The sequence below is a fragment of the Eggerthella guodeyinii genome, from assembly GCF_009834925.2.
Taxonomy (GTDB): domain Bacteria; phylum Actinomycetota; class Coriobacteriia; order Coriobacteriales; family Eggerthellaceae; genus Eggerthella; species Eggerthella guodeyinii.
On the sequence record NZ_CP063310.1, the window covers coordinates 2,867,557 to 2,884,519 of the forward strand.

Here is a 16,963-nt window from a genome sequence, read left to right on the forward strand (position 1 = left end):
CATGGACACGCCGCGCGCATCGGCAACGCGCACCTGACACCGGTCCGTACGCACGGCGGCCCGAAACGCCGTGCGCTTCGGGCCGCTGCGAAGCCGGCGCCGGGGAGGGGTTCGGCGCGGCGGGGTACGTTCTCGGCTAGGCGCTCGCGCCCAGGCCGTCGAGGGGTTCGTCGAGCTTGCCGAGGGCCGAGCGCACGGCCAGCACGCCGAAGGCGAACGCGCGGCCGAGCGAGCCGCCCGTGATGAACAGCGGGTAGTCGTCGCCGTAGTAGGAGCCCGATGCGTCGCCGCCGGCGTACAGGCCGGGGATGGGCTCGCCGGCCGTGTCGAGCACTTCCAGCTTCTCGTTCACGGTCAGACCGCCCACCGTGGCCAGCACGCCCGGCATGCGCTTGAGCGCGTAGAACGGCGGCTCCTTGATGGCGTTCCAGGACAGGTAGTCGCCGCGCACGCCCAGATCCTCGTCCACGCCCTTGTCCACCAGCTCGTTGTAGCGGGCCACCGTCTTGAGGAAGGCGTCCTTCTGGATGCCGCATGCGTCGGCCAGCTCCTCGAGCGTGTCGGCCTGCACGATGGCGCCGCGCTTGATGGCGTCGTCCCAATCGGCCTGCGGGTTGGTGGTGTGGCGGCTGTGGCTGTTCGGGTGCTGGTAGTCGTCCACCGAGGCATGCACGGCCCAGTTCGCGTCGGTGATCTGGAAGGCGGTCTGCTCGGGCTGGAGGCGCACCGAGGTGACGACGCTCTGGTAGCCCAGGTTCTCGTTCGCGAACCGCTCGCCTTTGAGGTTCACGCGCAGCCAGGGGATGCCGGAGTACGGCGCGTTGCCCTCGGGCATCCACGTGGGATCGAAGTGCATCATGATGCAGTGCGGCGCGCTGTCGATGGACGCGCCGGCCCACAGCGCCATCTTGAAGCCGTCGCCGGTGTTGCACGGCGCGCCGTGCATGTTCTGCACGCCCTTGAGGATGGGCGTGTAGCACTCCACCATCTCCTCGTCGTCGGAGAGGTCGCCCGTGGCCATGACCACGCCCTTCGCTGCGTTCACCTGCACGTAGCTGCCGTCGGAGCGCTCGCCGATGACGCCGGTCACCCTCCCGCTCTCATCCTGCACGAGCTGCACGGCCGGCGTCTTGTACAGCACCTGCGCGCCCGCGGCCTCGGCCTTGCCGGCCATGTTCTCGAGCAGCTTCTTGAACTGGTCGTAGCGCGTGGACATGTCGTTGTTGATGTACCAGCCGAACGTGTGGCCGCTCTCCAGCAGCACGGGCTCCTGCTCGGGCGTCTGGTCGAGCAGGTAGTCCATCACCTCGCCGCTGCGCTCGAGGAACAGGCGCACGACGCGCGGGTTGTCGCGGCCGTTCGACAGTTCGGCGAACTGCGCGTAGATCTCCCCCAGGTTGTAGGTCTGCCCCGCCTCGAGGAAGCGGCGCGACCCGAACGCGGCGGCGCTCCACCCGTTCGTCACCACCGTGCTCTCCTTCTGCAGCACGACGCACTTCGCGCCGCTCTGCGCCGCAGCCAACGCCGCCGGCGCGCCCGTCGCGCCGAAGCCCACCACGCAGACGTCGGTTTCGATCGTCTCGGCGATGTCGCCCGCGGGGATGGGCTCGGGCTTCGTCTCCCAGCTCCAGCGCGTCTTCGCGCTCGCAGCCTCGGCATCCTGTTTCGTCTGCGCATCCTGCGGCGCGCACCCCGCCATGCCCGCGATCGCCGCCGTGGCCGCCGTCGCCGCCGCAGCCGTCAGAAACCCCCTGCGCGTCAAGTCCTGCATGAAAACCGCCTCCCTTTCCCTGACCTTCTCGATGTTCGCTTGCTCGATCCGACGCTTTACAGGCGCCGGAGGCCACCGTACGCCGCAGCGGCGGCCGCCGCATCATCCACCGCGCATCGCGGCAGGGGGAAGTTCGCGCCCGCGCTCTCCCCCACCTCGCTGAAAACAGGGGGATTTTGCCCAAGACCAGCATCGATGGCCGGCAAACCCCCTATAATCAACCTCGGGTCGGACGAGGGAGGGGAACCATGGATCGACCGAAGGGCAAGGCGCTCGGAATGCCGTTCTGCTTCACCGGCATGGGCATGTTCCGAGCATGGACGGAAACCGTCTACGCGAACGGCACCATCGATTTCCCGGCGCAGACCGCGACCGGGCTCGGCTACACCGTGTTCGACATCGTGGCCGCCATCACGCTCATCGCCATGGCGCTGCTCTCGCGGCGCATCGCGCCGCTGTACGGCAAGCGCTGGATGACGCCGCTCACGGGCTTCCTCATGATCGCGTCGGCCAGCCTCAACTTCTTCTCGCTGTACGCGCCCTCGTGCGCCGCGGCCGTCGGGTTGCCCGCCGTGCTGTTCGGCGGCGTGGGCATCGCCTTCATCATCCTGCTGTGGTCGGAGCTGTTCGGCTGCCTGAACCCGCTGCGCGTGGGGCTGTACTACTCGGGCGGCATCGTGGTGGGGTCGCTCATCCTGTGGCTGTTCAAGGGGCTGCTGGTGCCGTGGCTGTGGGTGTGCGCCTGCCTCGTGCCCGTCGCGTCGCTCGCCTGCCTGCAGCGCGCCTACCGCATGCTGCCCGACGACGAGCGGCCCCATGCCGCCTGGGGGTCGTTCTCGCTGCCGTGGAAGCCGATGGCGGTGGTGGGGCTGTACTCGTTCGCGTACGGGCTATGCGAGTACGTGTTCAACGGCATGCTCGGCATCAACTCGGGGCTCGGGTGCGTGTTCGCGGCGGCGGTGGTGTACGTCGGCATCAGCGTGAAGCGCGGCGAGTTCCGCTTCTCGTCGGTGTGCAAGCTCGCATGCCCCCTGCTCATCCTCTCGCTCGTGCCGTTCCAAGCGTTCATCCCGTTCGGCAGCGAGTTCTCGAGCTTCTTCGCGCTGGGGAGCTACTCGCTGTGCCTCATCGTGATCATGGTCATCCTCAGCAACCTGACGTACCGCTACGGCATGAACGCGCTGTGGCTGTTCGGCATCGAGAGGGCCGTGCGCCTGCTGTCCGTGCAGGCCGGCATCTTCGCGCGCGGCATGTTCGACCACGCGGCCCCCTCGCCCCTGCTCGACGTGGCCGCGGCGGGCATCGTGGCCGTGTCGGTGATCGCCGCGACGGCGTTTCTGCTGTCCGAGCGCCAGCTGTCGTCGCCGTGGGGCGCCGTGCTCAAGGGCGCGTTCAGCAACAGCGAGCTGGCCCAGGAGCGCAACCGCCTGGGAACGAAGTGCCACGAGCTGGCCGACCGGTTCGCGCTCACGCAGCGCGAGGAGGAGATCCTGCTGCTGCTCGCGCAGCGCAAGAAGCCGGCCGACATCGAACGCGAGCTGTTCGTGGCGAACAGCACCGTGAAGACCCACACCAAGCACATCTACCAGAAGCTCGATGTCCACTCCCGCAAAGAGCTGTTCGGCCTGCTGGGCATCGAGAACGCGGGTTAGCGCGCGGCGTCCTCGCGCGAAGGCTCCTCGCCGGGGCCGATCATGCCCTCGTCTCCCAGGCGGTACCCTTCGCGCCATACGGTTTGCAGGTAGCGGGGCTTCGAGGGATCGTCCTCGATCTTGCTGCGAATCTTGCGCACGAACACGGCGATGCTCGCCGACTCCGGCATGTACGACGGGCCCCACACGTTCTCGATGATGCTCTGGGCGGTGAACACCTCGCCGAGGTGGTTCGCGAGGAACGCGATGATCTGGAACTCCTTGGGCGTGAGGTTGACGTACGCGCCGTGCACGAGCACCTCGTTCTTCTTGAGGCGGATCTCCATGTCGCCCACGCGCACGATCGCGCGGCTGCGACGTCCCGCCTCGCCCGATTCGCTGATCGAGGCGCGGCGCAGCCCCGCCTCGATGCGCATGAGCAGCTCTTGGCCGTTGAAGGGCTTCGCCACGTAATCGTCGCAGCCGGCGGCGAACCCGATGCTCTTGTCCACGATGTCGCTCTTCGCCGACAGCATGATGATGGGCACCTTCGCATCGAGCTCGCGGATTTCCCGGCACAGATCGAACCCGTTGACCTCGGGCATCATGACGTCGAGGATGACGAGGTCGGGACGCTCGCGCCGGTACGTCTCGAGCACCGCTCCCCCGTCGAGCACCGCAAGGCAGGAGTGGCCCCGCCGCTCCACGATCTTGCGAACGGCATCGCACAGATCGCGTTCGTCATCGGCAATCAGTATCTTCATCGAACTCATCCTCCTCGACCACCTCGACGGGCAAGGTCACCGTGAACGTGCTGCCCACCCCCAACGCGCTTTCCACCCGCACATCGCCGCCGAGCGCCTGCGCCGTCTTCTTCACCAACGACAGCCCCAAACCGCTGCCCCGGTACTTGCGCGATATCGAAGCATCCGCCTGCACGAACCGATCGAAAATGCCGTCGAGGCGCTCCTGGGCGATGCCGATGCCGTCGTCGGACACCGAGAACACGACGCAGCTCTTCGCCGCGTCGAACGTCGTGTCGAACGACACGCGCCCCCCTTCCTCGGTGAACTTCACGGCGTTGCTCATGAGGTTGCCCAGTATCTTCTCGATCTGGGACCAGTCGCCCTTGATGAGCGGCACGTCGCCATCGATGCGCGACACGATGGCGATCCGCTTGTTTTGAGCGATGGGATCGGCGACGTCCACCACCGATCGAACCACGTCCACCAGGTCGATCGTCTCGTTCGCGATATCGAGCGCGCCGGATTCGACCCGCACCATGTCCAGCACGTTGCTGACCATCTCCAACAAGGTCAGGCTGTGCGTTTTCACCTTCGCGATGCACTCACGACTCTCTTCGCTGTGCTCTTCCCCCGACGTTTCCCACAGATCCACGAACGCGAGGATGGCCGTCAGAGGCGTGCGCAGCTCGTGGCTCAGGATGGCGACGATGTTCGTGCGGTACTCGTTTTCCTCCTGCAGCTTCTCGTTCGTCTCGGCCAGCAGCTCGTTGGCTCGGGCGATCCGCTCCCGCTGCTCCTCGAGCATTTCGTTGGCCTCCCGATACTGCCTCGTCCGGGTATCCACCTTCTCCTCGAGCGTGGTGTACAGCGCATCGAGCTCGCCGGCCATGGCGCGCACACCCTCGGCCAGGTCGTTCAGCTCGCGCGTGCGTCCCACGTCGTCGATATCCACCTTGAGGTTGCCGCGTCCCATGTCGACCATGGCATCTTCGAGATGGGCGATGGGCGCGGTCACGTTGTGCCTGAAGAACAGGACGCTGGCCCCGAAGGCGACGGAAAGGAACAACACGAAGAACAGCACCGTACGCCCCGTGTTGAGGTCGATGCCCGCCTGGTACAGCCCCGCGGGAGCCGTGATGCTGACCGCCCCGCCGATATCGCCGACCGCCAGCCCCTCCTTCTCGAACCCGGTCACGTCGAGCTCGCCCTTCGGACCGCCGTGGCAATCCATGCAGCTCTCGGTCAGGTAGATGGCGCCCACGTAGCGGAAGTTCTTGCCGCCCTGCCCGTCGTCGACGACATCGTAGTATTCCTCTTGCCCTTCGGCGTAGAAGCTGTCGAGCGCCGCCTTCTCGAACGCATCGGGCTCGTCGAGCGCATTGCGGGGATCGTTGCGCGTGTAGCGCAACGTGTACTGGTAGTCGGTGCTCATGGAGAATATCTTGCCGACGCTCTTGCCCACAAGCGAGCAGTACAACCCCTTGAAGTTGTACGACCCATCGCGATCGTAGTTGATGTTCGGCTGCTCGTAGTCGATGAAATCCCAGGTGGCTTGCACCGATTTCTCCAGCACGCGCGCTTCCGACAGCATCTGCTCCTCGATCTGGCGCGTCTGCTGCCCGTACGACCACGCGCTGTACGCCACCACCAGAACCGAAGCGATGCACGTCATGAGCACGACGTACTGCACGATCAGCGTGCGCCTCCCCCGAGACGCACGCGCTTCTTTTCGATTCATCCCCGCACCCCCTTGGCCCCTTCGCGGTTCGCGCACACCGAACGATACCCGCAACGCGATCGCGCTGCAAGCCGGGAGGGCGGCTTGCAGCGCGGAATGATCGGCGGACGCCCCCGGGCCGCTACAGCGTGATCGGCACGCCCAGCTCCTCGACGGCAACCGCGCGTGGGTTGATGAGCGTGTTGGGCCCCGTCTTCCCCTCGCCCATGGCGGGAAGCTCGGTAACCAGCTCGCTCCCGTAGCGGGCCTTGAGCTCCTCGATGTCGCCGAACGCGAGCGCACGGTACGGGCACGCCTCCACGCATGCCGGCTGATAGCCCTGCGCGCGCAGCTCGATGCATCCGTCGCACTTGTACGAGAGCCCGGATTTCTCGTCGATGCGCGGCACGCCGTACGGGCAGGCGTTCACGCACGAGGAGCAGCCGATGCACGCCTCGTGGTCGATGACCACCGTGCCGTCGTCCTCGTTCTTCGTGATGGCGCCCACCGGGCACACGTCCTTGCAGGCGGGCACCTGGCAGTGGTTGCAGGTGGCGGCGAAATGGTACATCTTCACGCTCGGGAACGCGCCCACCTGGTACGTACGCACTTCGCGCAGCACCGTTCCCACCTCGAGGCGGTTCTTGTCCTTGCACGCTACCTGGCAGGTCTTGCATCCGGCGCACCGGGTTTGGTCGTAGTAGAACCCCACTTGCTTCATGGCCATGCTGTTCCCCCTTTAGTCCAGCGACACGATGCGCTGAGGCAGCGTGCAATCGGCAGCGAGCGCCTCGCCGTCGTAACGCTCGAAATCGCAGTTGTAATTGTTGTACCCCGACGTGCCCATGCCGCTCGTCACCGTGCCGCACAGCACGTTGTCGGTGCCGGCGCGATCGATGCCGGCCTCCTCGTCGTAGTCGAGCCACGCGCCGTGAGGCAGGCCGACGCAGCCCGGCATGACGATCTCGGTTACCGAAGCCGTCCGCAGCGTGGCGCCGTGCGCGTTGAACACCCGCACCGTATCGCCGTCCGACACGCCCTTCGCGGCGGCATCGGACGCGTTGAGGAACACGGGGTTGGGCCAGGCCTCGCGCAACCACGGAGCGTTGTCGAGCACGGGATGCGCGCGACGGAGGTAATGCGGGTTGTACACCACGAACGGATACGCGCTCGGCTCCCCGCCGACGACGCCGTCGACGAAGGCGCCCTCGCGTCCTTCAGGCGCGGCTACGTAGTTCGGATACGGCTTGAACGTGCCGTCGGGGCTGTAGCCCATGCTGTTCAGCGTGTCCGCCTTGTACTGGCAGTAGATCTCGAACTTGCCGGAATCGCTGGGACGCGGGTTCGCTTCGGGATCCTCGATATAGTCCTGGTACCCGATGCGCACGTAGGCGTCGCCTTCGGCCCGCTTGATGGTGTAGCAGCCGTTCTTCAGGAACTCGTCCAAACCCACAACGCCCTCCTGCGGCGCGCCCTCGCACTCCCACGCGTCGATGTCTTCCTGCGTGATCGTGACGAGAACCTGGTCCTCGCCCGCCTGATCGACGAACGTGCAGCCGAGAATCTGGTTGAAGAACTGCTGCTTCTCGCTGATCGGCCACAGCTCCTTCGCGTCGAGGCCGAGCTTCTCGGCGAGCATCGTCCCGATCTCCTGATCGGTCTTCGCTTCGTACAGCGGTTCGGTGACCTGGGTGTACACGATCACCGTCTCGCGGCTGCGCTGGTGACCGGGGAACCCGCCCACGCGCTCCCACTCCGTGGTGATGGGCAGCACGATGTCGGCGTACTTCGCCTGCGCGTTGAAGAAGTGCGACGAGCAGGTGACGAAGTCCATCCTGCGGATCGCCTCGATGGCGGTCACCGACGAAGGCGTGTTCTGCACGCGCGCGGCGCCCTCGAGAGACAGGTACTTGACGTCGGCCTGCTTGATGTCCTGCGCGTTGAATTCGTTCGAATACGCTTTGCCCGTGCTGTTGAACGATCCGTCGAGCAAGCTCTGCCACAAGAGCGGCGCCGTGATGTACTCCTTGACGGGGTTGGCCATCGCCTTGACGCCCGTCTCGCCGTACGCGACCAGCGTGGGGCCGTGCGTGCCCGCGAACGTCTTGTAGGCGCCGCCCATCGCGTGGCCCGACTTTCCCATATGGCCGCCCATGGCGCCCACCGTCATGAAAAGCTGCGGGACGTTATCGGCGCTGGTGCAGCGCGCAAGCGCGTAGTTGTGGAACAGCATGACCTTGTGGTCCTTGCCCACGGTTTCCGCGAACCACGCGATATCCTCCTCCGGGGCGCCGCAGATGGCGCTCGCCCACGCGGCGGTCTTCGGCTGGCCATCGTATTCGCCCAGCAGGTAGCCCTCGAAGTTTTCGTCGAGCGTCGCGTCCTCGGGCATATGGTCGGCATCGAATCCGACGCAATACGTGTCGAGGAACTCCCGGTCGACCACGTCTTGCTGGAGCATCTCGTAGGCAACGCCCAGCAGAAACGCCGTGTCGGTTCCCGGGTAGATGGGTATCCAGCGAGCATCGAAGTACGCGGCCGTGGCGTTGTACGAAGGCCCGACGTACACGAACTTCACTCCCGCCTCGACAGCCTGGTTGAAGTTGTTCATGGTCGTGCCGCCCGACGACCATACGGAGTTGCCACCGACGACGACGATGGTCTCGGCGTTCTTCAGATCGAACCGGTCGTTCGTCTCGCCCAGGTCGGTCGCCGGCAAACCCAGCTTCGATACGTTGAACGAATACGTGCCGCACGAGCTGGTATCCGTCACCTGGAGATAGCCGCCCAGCTTCACCAGCACCTGCTCGATGCCGGGGCCGCCGTTGCCCACCACCGCGCGCGGTCCGTAGGAGTCGTAGATGCGCCGTACCTCCTCGGCGATGTAGCCGATGGCCTCGTCCCAGCTGATGCGCTCCCACTCGTCCTTGCCGCGCAGCTCGCCGTGCGACGCCTCGCCGCCGCCCGGCTGCCAGCTTGCGCGCTTCATGGGGTATTTCAGGCGATCGGCCCCGAAGCACTGTTGCTGCTGGGAGCGGCCGCGCGGGCACCCGCGCTGCTGCAGCCATTCGAAGCTGTCCTCGTGCGATGTGTCGCTGCCCTGGCGCACGACCACGCCGTCCTTCATGAGCACGCGGTTGACGCAACGGCCGCCGCAATTGTGCCAGCAGGCTGCGGAAATCCAAACGCCCTCGCCTTCGGCGGACTCGGCCCCCTGCTCCGCCTGCTGTTGGCTGCCGGGCTGGCAGGCCACGAGCGACGACGATGCCGCAAGCGACGCGGCGAGGGCCGCGCTGCCGGCGACGAAGCCGCGACGACTGAGCACCTTGCCCGATACCTCTTGGATGAGGCTTCCCATAAGCTCCCCCTACTCCTCAATGCATGTCGATGATCGCACAGCACGCCGGTTCGGCAGCTGCGAAACTCCGGGTTTTCGCCGGGGCTTGATCATCGGTTCCGACACGCTATAATATAGCCGCCAAAGGGGGTGCAAACAAGCATTTCCCCTGGTAAACGGGATAGTTTTTGAGTAATGAATCTTAACGCACGGTAAGGGAAACGGAGAGGAACCAGCCATGGAAGACCCTCGAGACGCAACCGAAGCGATCCTGCGCCAACGCACGCTCGCCCTCATGTTGTTCCGGCACGCATATGCCGAAGAGCCGGACGAGACGCTCCTGGAGCTGCTCGCGAGCGAGCCGGCCGTCGCGTCGATCGAAGCATTCGCCGTCGACGGGCATCACGAGCTTGATCGTCTTGCGCAGACGATGCGCTCCCTCTCGCACAACGACGACGCGGCGCAAACCCTCGCCGCCCTGCGCCGCGAATACACGACGCTGTTCATCGGGCCGGAAAAGATCGTCGCGCCCTTCTGGGAATCGGTGTACCTCGACCCGCGCGAGCTGCTCTTCCTCGAAAGCACGACCGACGTGCGCAAGCGCTACGAAGCCGAAGGCTATCGCATCGACGCCGAAACGCGCGAAGCGGAGGACGGCATCGTGTACGAACTCGACTTCCTGGCGCACCTCGCCGATCGATCGCTCGAGGCCTTGCGCTGTGACGATCGACAGGAGTTCGGCCGCCTGGTCGAGGTGCAGCGCTCGTTCGAGAACGACCACCTGCTCACCTGGCTTCCGCCGTTCGCCGAGCGCGCGAAAGGCGCTCGCACGGACTACCTGTACCCAACGCTGTGCGCGGCCGTCGCCGCGTTCATCGCCGTCGACGCAGCCCTGCTCGAAGAGCTCGCGGGGACGGCATGATCGACCGCGGGTGCGCGGCGCGATGCGTCCCGCGCCTCACACCCGCTCGGCGAACTTGTAGCCGACGCGCCAGACGGTGAGGAGGTACTTCGGCTGCGAGGGGTTGTCCTCGATCTTCTCGCGGATCTTGCGCATGAACACGGTGATGCTGCTTTCGTCCACCTCGCTGTCGCCGCCCCAGATGTGCTCGTATATCTGGCCGCGCGTGAACACTTGCCCGGGATTGGCGGCCAACAGCGCGAGGATCTCGAACTCCTTCGCGGTGAGGTCAACCCGCTGCCCGCGCAGGCGCACCTCGTACTGGTTGAACAGGATCTCCAAGTCGCCCGTGCGGTTGCTGCCCTCGCGGCTCACGGCCTTCGCGAACGCGAGGTCGTCGCGATGCCGGCGCAGATGCGCCTCGATGCGCAGCAGCAGCTCGTCGGAGCTGAACGGCTTCACCACGTAGTCGTCGCCGCCCGCTTTGAAGCCGATGCTTTTGTCCACGATGTCGCCTTTGGCCGACAGGAAGATGATGGGGATGCGCCGCCCCTCCTCGCGCATGCGCAGGCACACGTCGAACCCGTTCATCCCCGGCATCATCACGTCGAGCAGCAGCAGGTCGGGCTTTTCGGCCGCAAGCGCGGCCAGCCCCTCCTCTCCGCAGGTCGCAGAGCAGAATTCGTAGCCCGCCTCGCCCGCGATGCGCCGGATGAGCACGTGCAGGCTCTCATCGTCGTCGATGAGCATGATCTTCGCTTTCCCCATCATCGCTCCCCCGTCCTCTCGACCGGGATGCGCACGGTGAACGTGCTGCCCATTCCCGGTTCGCTTTCCACCGAAAGGGCGCCGCCGTGCATCTCGGTGTACTCCTTCGCCAGCGACAGCCCCAAGCCCGTGCCGTTGTACTTGCGCGACGGCGACGAATCCGCCTGCACGAAGCGCTCGAATATGCGCTGCTGGTCGGCCTTCGCGATGCCGATGCCCGTATCCGACACCTTGATCCACACTTCGCCGCATTCGGGATGGTGCACCATGCGCAGCGTCACCGAACCGCCCTCGGGCGTGAACTTGACGGCGTTGCCGCACAGATTCTCCAGCACGTGACGCACCTTCTCGAAGTCGGCCTCGATGAGCGGCACGTCGGGATCGATATCGCAGGCGAACGCCACGCGGCTCTTGTCGGCGAGCGGCTGCACCACCGTTTCCACCATGCCGGCGATATCGCCCAAATCGATAATCTCGATGTTCATATCCGTCCTTCCGGCGTCGAGCCGGCTCATTTCCAGGATGTCGTTGATCATCAGCAGAAGCGCGCGGCTGTTCGCCTCGATCTCGCCGCGGGTTTCGGCCTCCTTCTCGTCGAAGGGCCGACTGTCGCGGTTCAACAGCTCGGTGAACGCGATGATCGAGGTCAGCGGCGTGCGCAGCTCGTGGCTCATCATGGCCAGGAAGTCCGACTTGTACTGGTTCTCGTCACGCAGGCGCTCGTTCGCCTCCTCCAGCTGCGTGCGTTGCTGCTCGAGCACGGTGTTCGCCCTGGCGAGCTGGGCGGTGCGGTCCTCCACCTGCGTTTCCAGGTTGTCGTAGATGTCCGACAGCTCGCGCGCCATCTGGTTGAACTCGGTCATGAGCGTGTTCATCTCGCGCGACGACTCGGTGTAGGCCAGCTGCACGTTCAAGTCGCCCGTCTGGATGCACTCGACGCCCGCCTGGATCTTGCTCAACGGGCGCGTGACGAGATAGCTGAGCGCCGCGTACATGATCAGCAGGCACACCACCAGCATGCCGCCGAAGAAGATCACGTCCTGCACGATGGAGGCTTGCTCGCTTTCCATGTACACGTCGAGCGGCATGATGATGCTGATGGCGCCGCCGACGTCGCCGATGCTCCACCCCTCCTTCTCGTACCCGGTCACATCGATCTCGCCGGCAGGTTCGCCGTGGCAATCGAGGCAGTTCTCCTCGATGCGCATGGGCGCAAGGTAGCGGAACACCTCCTCGCCTTCGTATTCGGTGATGCCGTAGTACTCGGCAACGGAACCTGCGTTGAACGCATCGAGCGCGGCCGCGTCGAACTCGTCGGGCTCGTCGGCAAGGTTGCGAGGATTGAAGTTCACGAACCGCGTGGTGTACGAGGACTGCGAGGTGAACAGGGCGCCGATGCTGCGGCCCACGATGGCGCAGTGAAGGCCCTGGTACACCCCGTCTTCCGTGTAGGAAATCTGCTCGAGGCGGTACTGGTTCGACGCCATGAACTCCCACATGGCATCCATCTGCTGGGCCAGCACCTGGCCCTTCTCGCGCAGCTCGTTCTCCATCTGGGCGCGTTTGTTCACCGTGGTCCAGCCGATGTTCGCGATCAGCGACACGGCGAGCAAGACCACGATCAGGCCCGCGAACTTCGTCTTCAGCTTGATGTTCCCCATGGCGCATCTCCCCCTTCTGCGCCGCATGCTCGCCTCGCTACGCGGCGAGCAGCTCCTTCAACACTCCCGCGTCGCGTCGGCATGCGAGCGCGGCCAAACGCGCGAACGACGGATAGAACCCCGATACCGTATCACATGACCCGAGGCGCTCAGCGAACGAATCGACCCACGCGAGCAGATGCTCCTCCAAGAACGCGCGCTGCGCTTCGAGCGCGCCCCGATCGCCCGCCGCCGCTTCGCATGTTTTCGCCGCAAGCGTCGCCATGAAGTCGAGCTCGATGGCCACATGATCGTCCGCCTCGCGAGGGTACCCGGCGGACACGTACCCCGAACGGCGATACGCCTCGCGCACGACGAGCGTGCTCTCCTGGAACAGCAGCGGCTCGCCGTTCACGTACACCGATTCCCACGGAGGCGCGGGAAGCTTTTCCGGGCCCAGGAAAAGCCGCGTGTATTCGCTTCGCAGGCGATCGTCCTCGTCGGCGGCAGCCTCATCGGCCAGAACGCGCCACAGGCGGCGGCCCGCGCCCTCGTCGCCGTCGAGCAGGGCGCACTCGTCGCCCGTGCGTTCGTCCATCACGACGCCGAGCAGCGTCCCATCGGGTTCCGACGCGAACGCACGCGCTAGAAGGGTGTAGAGAAACCGCCGATTGCTGAGCAACAGTTCCATCGAATCGTCCATGATCGTTCCTCCCTTGACGCGAGCCTCGGCAGCGGGAGGGAGGGAGCGCCGCCGCCGAGGCTCTGTCGAATAGTAGATCGCGCTACAGGATGACCGGCACCGGGCCCTTCTCCAGCATGGCTGCCTTCGGCAGGATTGCCACCGACGGCGTCGTCTGCGATGCTTCGGGCAGCACGGCGATCTCGTCGACCGTGTCGGGATGCGCGGCGCGCAGCTCGGCGATCGGCCCGAATTCCAAAGCACGCATGGGACACGCCGCCACGCACGCCGGCGACTCGCCTGCCGCGCGGAGCCCGATGCACGCATCGCACTTGTGCGTCTTCTGCAAGGCCTCCAGGTACTGCGGCACGCCGTACGGGCAGGCCTTCACGCAGTACTGGCATCCGATGCACTTCTCGTCGTCATGCTGCACGGTTCCGTCGTCCTCGTCGACGTACATCGCCGCGTTCGGGCACACCGCCACGCACGCCGGGTTCGCGCAATGGTTGCACGTGGCCGGATAATGGTACAGCATGGCGTTCGGATACGTGCCGGCCTGGTACGACGTCACGTGGCGGAAGAACGTTCCCGGGTCCAGGCGGTTCTTGTCCTTGCACGCCACCTGGCACGTTCGGCATCCGGAGCAGCGAAGGCTGTTGAAGTAGAAGCCCTTCGGTTCAACGTTGGCATTCGACATTGCTTATCCCCCTATTCAGCATCCACGATGCGCTGAGGCCACTCGACGTCGGGCAGGAGCTGCTCCGCATCGTATTTCTCGAAATTGATGTTGTAGTTGTTGTACCCGGATACGCCGCTGTTGCTGGTCACCGGGCCGCACAACACGTTGTCGGCACCGCCCTTGTCGCACCCCGTCTCCTGGTCGATGTCCACCCACGAGCCATGGGGCAGCGCGAGCACGCCCGGCATCAGCGTCTCGGTGACGCTCGCGATGCGCAGCACCTTGCCGTAACGGCTCTGCACGAGCACCGTGTCGCCCGTGACGACGCCCTTCTCCTTGGCGTCCTGGGCGCTGATGAACACGGGGTTCTCGAACGCCTCGCGCAACCAGGGCACGTTGTCGAGCGTCGTATGGGCGCGGCGCAGGTAGTGCGGCGTGAAGAACAGGTACGGGTAGTCGCCCTTCACCTGGTTGTCCCAATCGTCGAACGTCGTCTCGTATCCCTCGATCGGCACCTGGTAGGTCGGGTACGGCTTGAACGGCGTGTCGCCGCGGGGCGAAGCCGCCAGCCAGTCGCCCTTCCATTGGCAGTAGATCTCGAACTTGCCGCTGTGCGACGGCAGCGGATTCGCCACGGGATCGTCGACGAAGCTTTTGTACGCAATGAAGGTGTACGGATCGCCCTCGTAGCGCTCTACCTGGTAGATGCCCTTGTCCAGCAGCTCCTTGATGCCGATGCGGCCCTCTTGCGGCTGGCCCTGCACGCCCCACTCGTCGATATCGTCCTGCGTGACGGTGACGAGCGGCTCGTAGCCCGTCCCGTCCTCCTTCATGACGGTGGATCCGACGATGACGTTGAACCATTGCTGCGTTTCGTCGAAATCGAAGATGGCCTTGGGATCGATGCCCATGCGCTCCGCGATGGCCACGATGATGTCGTAGTCCGACTTCGACTCGTACAGCGGGTCCACCACCTTCGACGGGAACACCTCGAAGTCGCGGCCGGGATAGATCATCTGGAAATACGACGCCTTCTTCTCCCATTGCGTGCAAGCCGGCAAGATGATATCGGCGTACTTCGCGTTCGTGGTCATGGTGTAGGCCTGCGTGAACACGAAATCGACCTTGCGATGCGCCTCGATGCCGCCCGGGATGTTGATGCGCGACTGAAGCGCCGCCCCCGAATCATCGTGGCAGATGAGGTGAATGTCCACCTCGCGCTCGACCGGCGGCGGGAACCCCTGCTCGGAGCCCATCATGTTGTGGCCCGTATCGAAGAACCTGCCCGTCAACACGGCGTTCCACGTGTCGGGCCCTGCAACGAAATAACCCAGGGTGTTCGGGATGGGCGTGAGCCCCGCCTGGCCCGGCATGACGAGCGACGGGCCGCCATCGCCGGCCGTCGGACCGAACGCCGAGCCGCACGCATGCCCCGACTTGCCCATATGGCCGCCCAAAGCGCCGATGGTCATGAGCATCTGCGGAAAGTCCTCCGCGCCCTTGTTGCGCGCCGCCGCGAAGCTGTGCAGCAGCGCGACCTTGTGCTCCTTGCCGACGAGCTGGGCGAACCATTCGATATCCTCGACGGGCGTGCCGCAAATCGGCGAAGCCCACTCGGGGGTTTTCGGCACGCCGTCGTATGCCCCCAGCAGGTAGTCGTGGAGGTTCTCGTCAAGCGTCGCCTCTTCGGGCATCGTGTCGGCCGTGAAACCCACCGTGTACTTCTCAATGAAATCCCAGTCCACCAGCGGGTTGCTCTGCGGGTCGTCCTGCGTCACCATCGTGTAGGCGACGGCCAGAAGGAAGCTCACGTCGGTGCCGGGCCGCACGCGAATCCACCGCGCCTCGAGCAGCGAAGCCGAAGGATTGTAGCTCGGGCCCACGTACACGAACTCCGTGCCTGCTTCCTTCGCCTCCAGGAAGTTCTTGCAGCGGTTGCCCGCCGAAGCCCACGCGGGATTGCAGCCGTACAGCACGATGGTCTCGGAGTTCTTGAGGTCGAACCGATCGTTCGCCGACGTGCACATGACGGCACCCGGGCCGACGCCCATATGGGGCAGCCCCAGGCTGCCGACGTTGAGCAGGTACGTTCCGTGCGAGGCCGAGTCCCATTCCGCCACGGCGCCGCCCAAGTAGCTGATGAGCCGCACGTTCTGACCCGTGCCGTACCCGGCGATCAGAACGCCCGTCGGGCCGTACGTCTCGTAGACCTTCTTCAGTTCGTCGGCCACGTAGCCGATAGCCTCGTCCCAGCTGATGCGCTCCCACTCGTCGATGCCGCGCAGCTCTTTCCGACCGCCGCCCGGCTCCCAGTGCTTGCGCTTGAGCGGATACTTGATACGGTCGGCGCCGAACACGTGCTGCTGTTGGCTGCGCCCGCGCAAGCAAGCCCTGATCTGCGGGAACTCGACGCTGTCCTCATGCGTGTCATCGGTTTTCTGCCGCACGACCACGCCGTCTTTCACCAGCACCTTGTTGAGGCACCGGCCGCCGCAATTGTGCCAGCACGCGGCGGGAATCCACGTGCCTTCGGTCAGCGACGCCTGCTGGACGCCGTCCGCCGCCGAGTCCTCGACCGGCTCGACCTTGTTCGAGCAACCCGCCAGGCCCGCAACCGCCAGCGCGGCCGTTGCCGCAGCGCTCGCTTTGACGAACCCCCGACGACTCACCTGCGGCGAACGCCGCGCCTTCTCCAAATAGCTCGTCATCTCTCCTCCTTTGCCTCGCACCCCCTACGAACAGCCCTTTTCGGGCTTGATATCAGCATACGAACCGCATCCGTTAATTGCCATGTCCCGGTTCTTGAGACTTTCTTACTCGGATCTTTCCAAATTCTTAACGGGCGGGACGGCGCCCCCGCGCCGCGCCCCCTCTAGTGTAGGGCACTGCGCGCTGCGCGCCCCTGACGCTCGCGAGCTCGCGCGCATGCGCCCCTCGCGGCAGCGTACCTCGCACCCGCGACGTTCGTGGCAGATTCGGGGAGTTTTTCGTCGCGCTATCGCGCCCAAGCGCGGCTCCGCACGACGCCGAGACTCCCCACCAGGCACGATGCGAGCCGCGCAGGGCGCATGCGCGCAAACGGACGCGCGCT

12 protein-coding genes are annotated in these 16,963 nt (G+C 65.4%); 2 read left to right on the forward strand and 10 right to left on the reverse strand.

Annotated elements, in window-relative coordinates:
• Window positions 1-136: 136 nt before the first annotated feature.
• Complete coding sequence (locus GS424_RS12155) at window positions 137-1,771, reverse strand: FAD-dependent oxidoreductase (RefSeq protein WP_160942846.1); 1,635 nt, start codon at window positions 1,769-1,771, stop codon at window positions 137-139.
• A gap of 248 nt (window positions 1,772-2,019) precedes the next feature.
• Here GS424_RS12155 and GS424_RS12160 point away from each other — a divergent pair, with 248 nt between their 5' ends.
• The gene (locus tag GS424_RS12160) at window positions 2,020-3,423 is read left to right on the forward strand and encodes a helix-turn-helix transcriptional regulator (protein ID WP_160942766.1); all 1,404 of its coding nucleotides are present in this window, start codon (window positions 2,020-2,022) and stop codon (window positions 3,421-3,423) included.
• Here the strand turns inward: GS424_RS12160 and GS424_RS12165 are convergent.
• From GS424_RS12165 to GS424_RS12180, 4 genes are all read right to left on the reverse strand, one after another.
• Window positions 3,420-4,166 (reverse strand): response regulator transcription factor, encoded by a 747-nt coding sequence (locus GS424_RS12165; protein WP_160942765.1) that lies wholly within the window; start codon window positions 4,164-4,166, stop codon window positions 3,420-3,422. The genes GS424_RS12160 and GS424_RS12165 overlap by 4 nt on opposite strands.
• Window positions 4,144-5,886, reverse strand: a complete 1,743-nt coding sequence (locus GS424_RS12170) for an ATP-binding protein (protein WP_160942764.1) — start codon at window positions 5,884-5,886, stop codon at window positions 4,144-4,146. Before GS424_RS12170 ends, GS424_RS12165 begins: the two co-directional genes overlap by 23 nt.
• Before the next feature lie 121 nt (window positions 5,887-6,007).
• Window positions 6,008-6,592: a 4Fe-4S dicluster domain-containing protein gene (locus tag GS424_RS12175; RefSeq protein ID WP_235904993.1), complete on the reverse strand. Its 585-nt coding sequence runs from the start codon at window positions 6,590-6,592 to the stop codon at window positions 6,008-6,010.
• A 12-nt stretch (window positions 6,593-6,604) separates the two neighbouring features.
• Window positions 6,605-9,223 (reverse strand): molybdopterin-dependent oxidoreductase, encoded by a 2,619-nt coding sequence (locus GS424_RS12180; RefSeq protein WP_160942763.1) that lies wholly within the window; start codon window positions 9,221-9,223, stop codon window positions 6,605-6,607.
• 217 nt (window positions 9,224-9,440) lie between these two features.
• On the opposite strand from GS424_RS12180, the gene GS424_RS12185 reads away from it, so the two are divergent.
• The gene (locus tag GS424_RS12185; RefSeq protein WP_160942762.1) at window positions 9,441-10,124 is read left to right on the forward strand and encodes a TorD/DmsD family molecular chaperone; all 684 of its coding nucleotides are present in this window, start codon (window positions 9,441-9,443) and stop codon (window positions 10,122-10,124) included.
• 36 nt (window positions 10,125-10,160) lie between these two features.
• Here GS424_RS12185 and GS424_RS12190 read toward each other — a convergent pair whose 3' ends face one another.
• The 5 genes from GS424_RS12190 to GS424_RS12210 form a co-directional block, all read right to left on the reverse strand.
• Window positions 10,161-10,874, reverse strand: a complete 714-nt coding sequence (locus GS424_RS12190) for a response regulator transcription factor (protein WP_244977537.1) — start codon at window positions 10,872-10,874, stop codon at window positions 10,161-10,163.
• Window positions 10,871-12,532, reverse strand: a complete 1,662-nt coding sequence (locus GS424_RS12195; protein ID WP_160942761.1) for an ATP-binding protein — start codon at window positions 12,530-12,532, stop codon at window positions 10,871-10,873. The genes GS424_RS12190 and GS424_RS12195 overlap by 4 nt, the downstream gene beginning before the upstream one ends.
• 37 nt (window positions 12,533-12,569) lie before the next feature.
• Complete coding sequence (locus GS424_RS12200; RefSeq protein ID WP_160942760.1) at window positions 12,570-13,214, reverse strand: TorD/DmsD family molecular chaperone; 645 nt, start codon at window positions 13,212-13,214, stop codon at window positions 12,570-12,572.
• A gap of 82 nt (window positions 13,215-13,296) precedes the next feature.
• Window positions 13,297-13,890: a 4Fe-4S dicluster domain-containing protein gene (locus GS424_RS12205; protein WP_160942759.1), complete on the reverse strand. Its 594-nt coding sequence runs from the start codon at window positions 13,888-13,890 to the stop codon at window positions 13,297-13,299.
• A gap of 11 nt (window positions 13,891-13,901) precedes the next feature.
• A complete protein-coding gene (locus tag GS424_RS12210) occupies window positions 13,902-16,580 on the reverse strand; it encodes a molybdopterin-dependent oxidoreductase (RefSeq protein WP_160942758.1) in 2,679 nt (892 codons plus the stop codon).
• Window positions 16,581-16,963 lie beyond the last annotated feature (383 nt).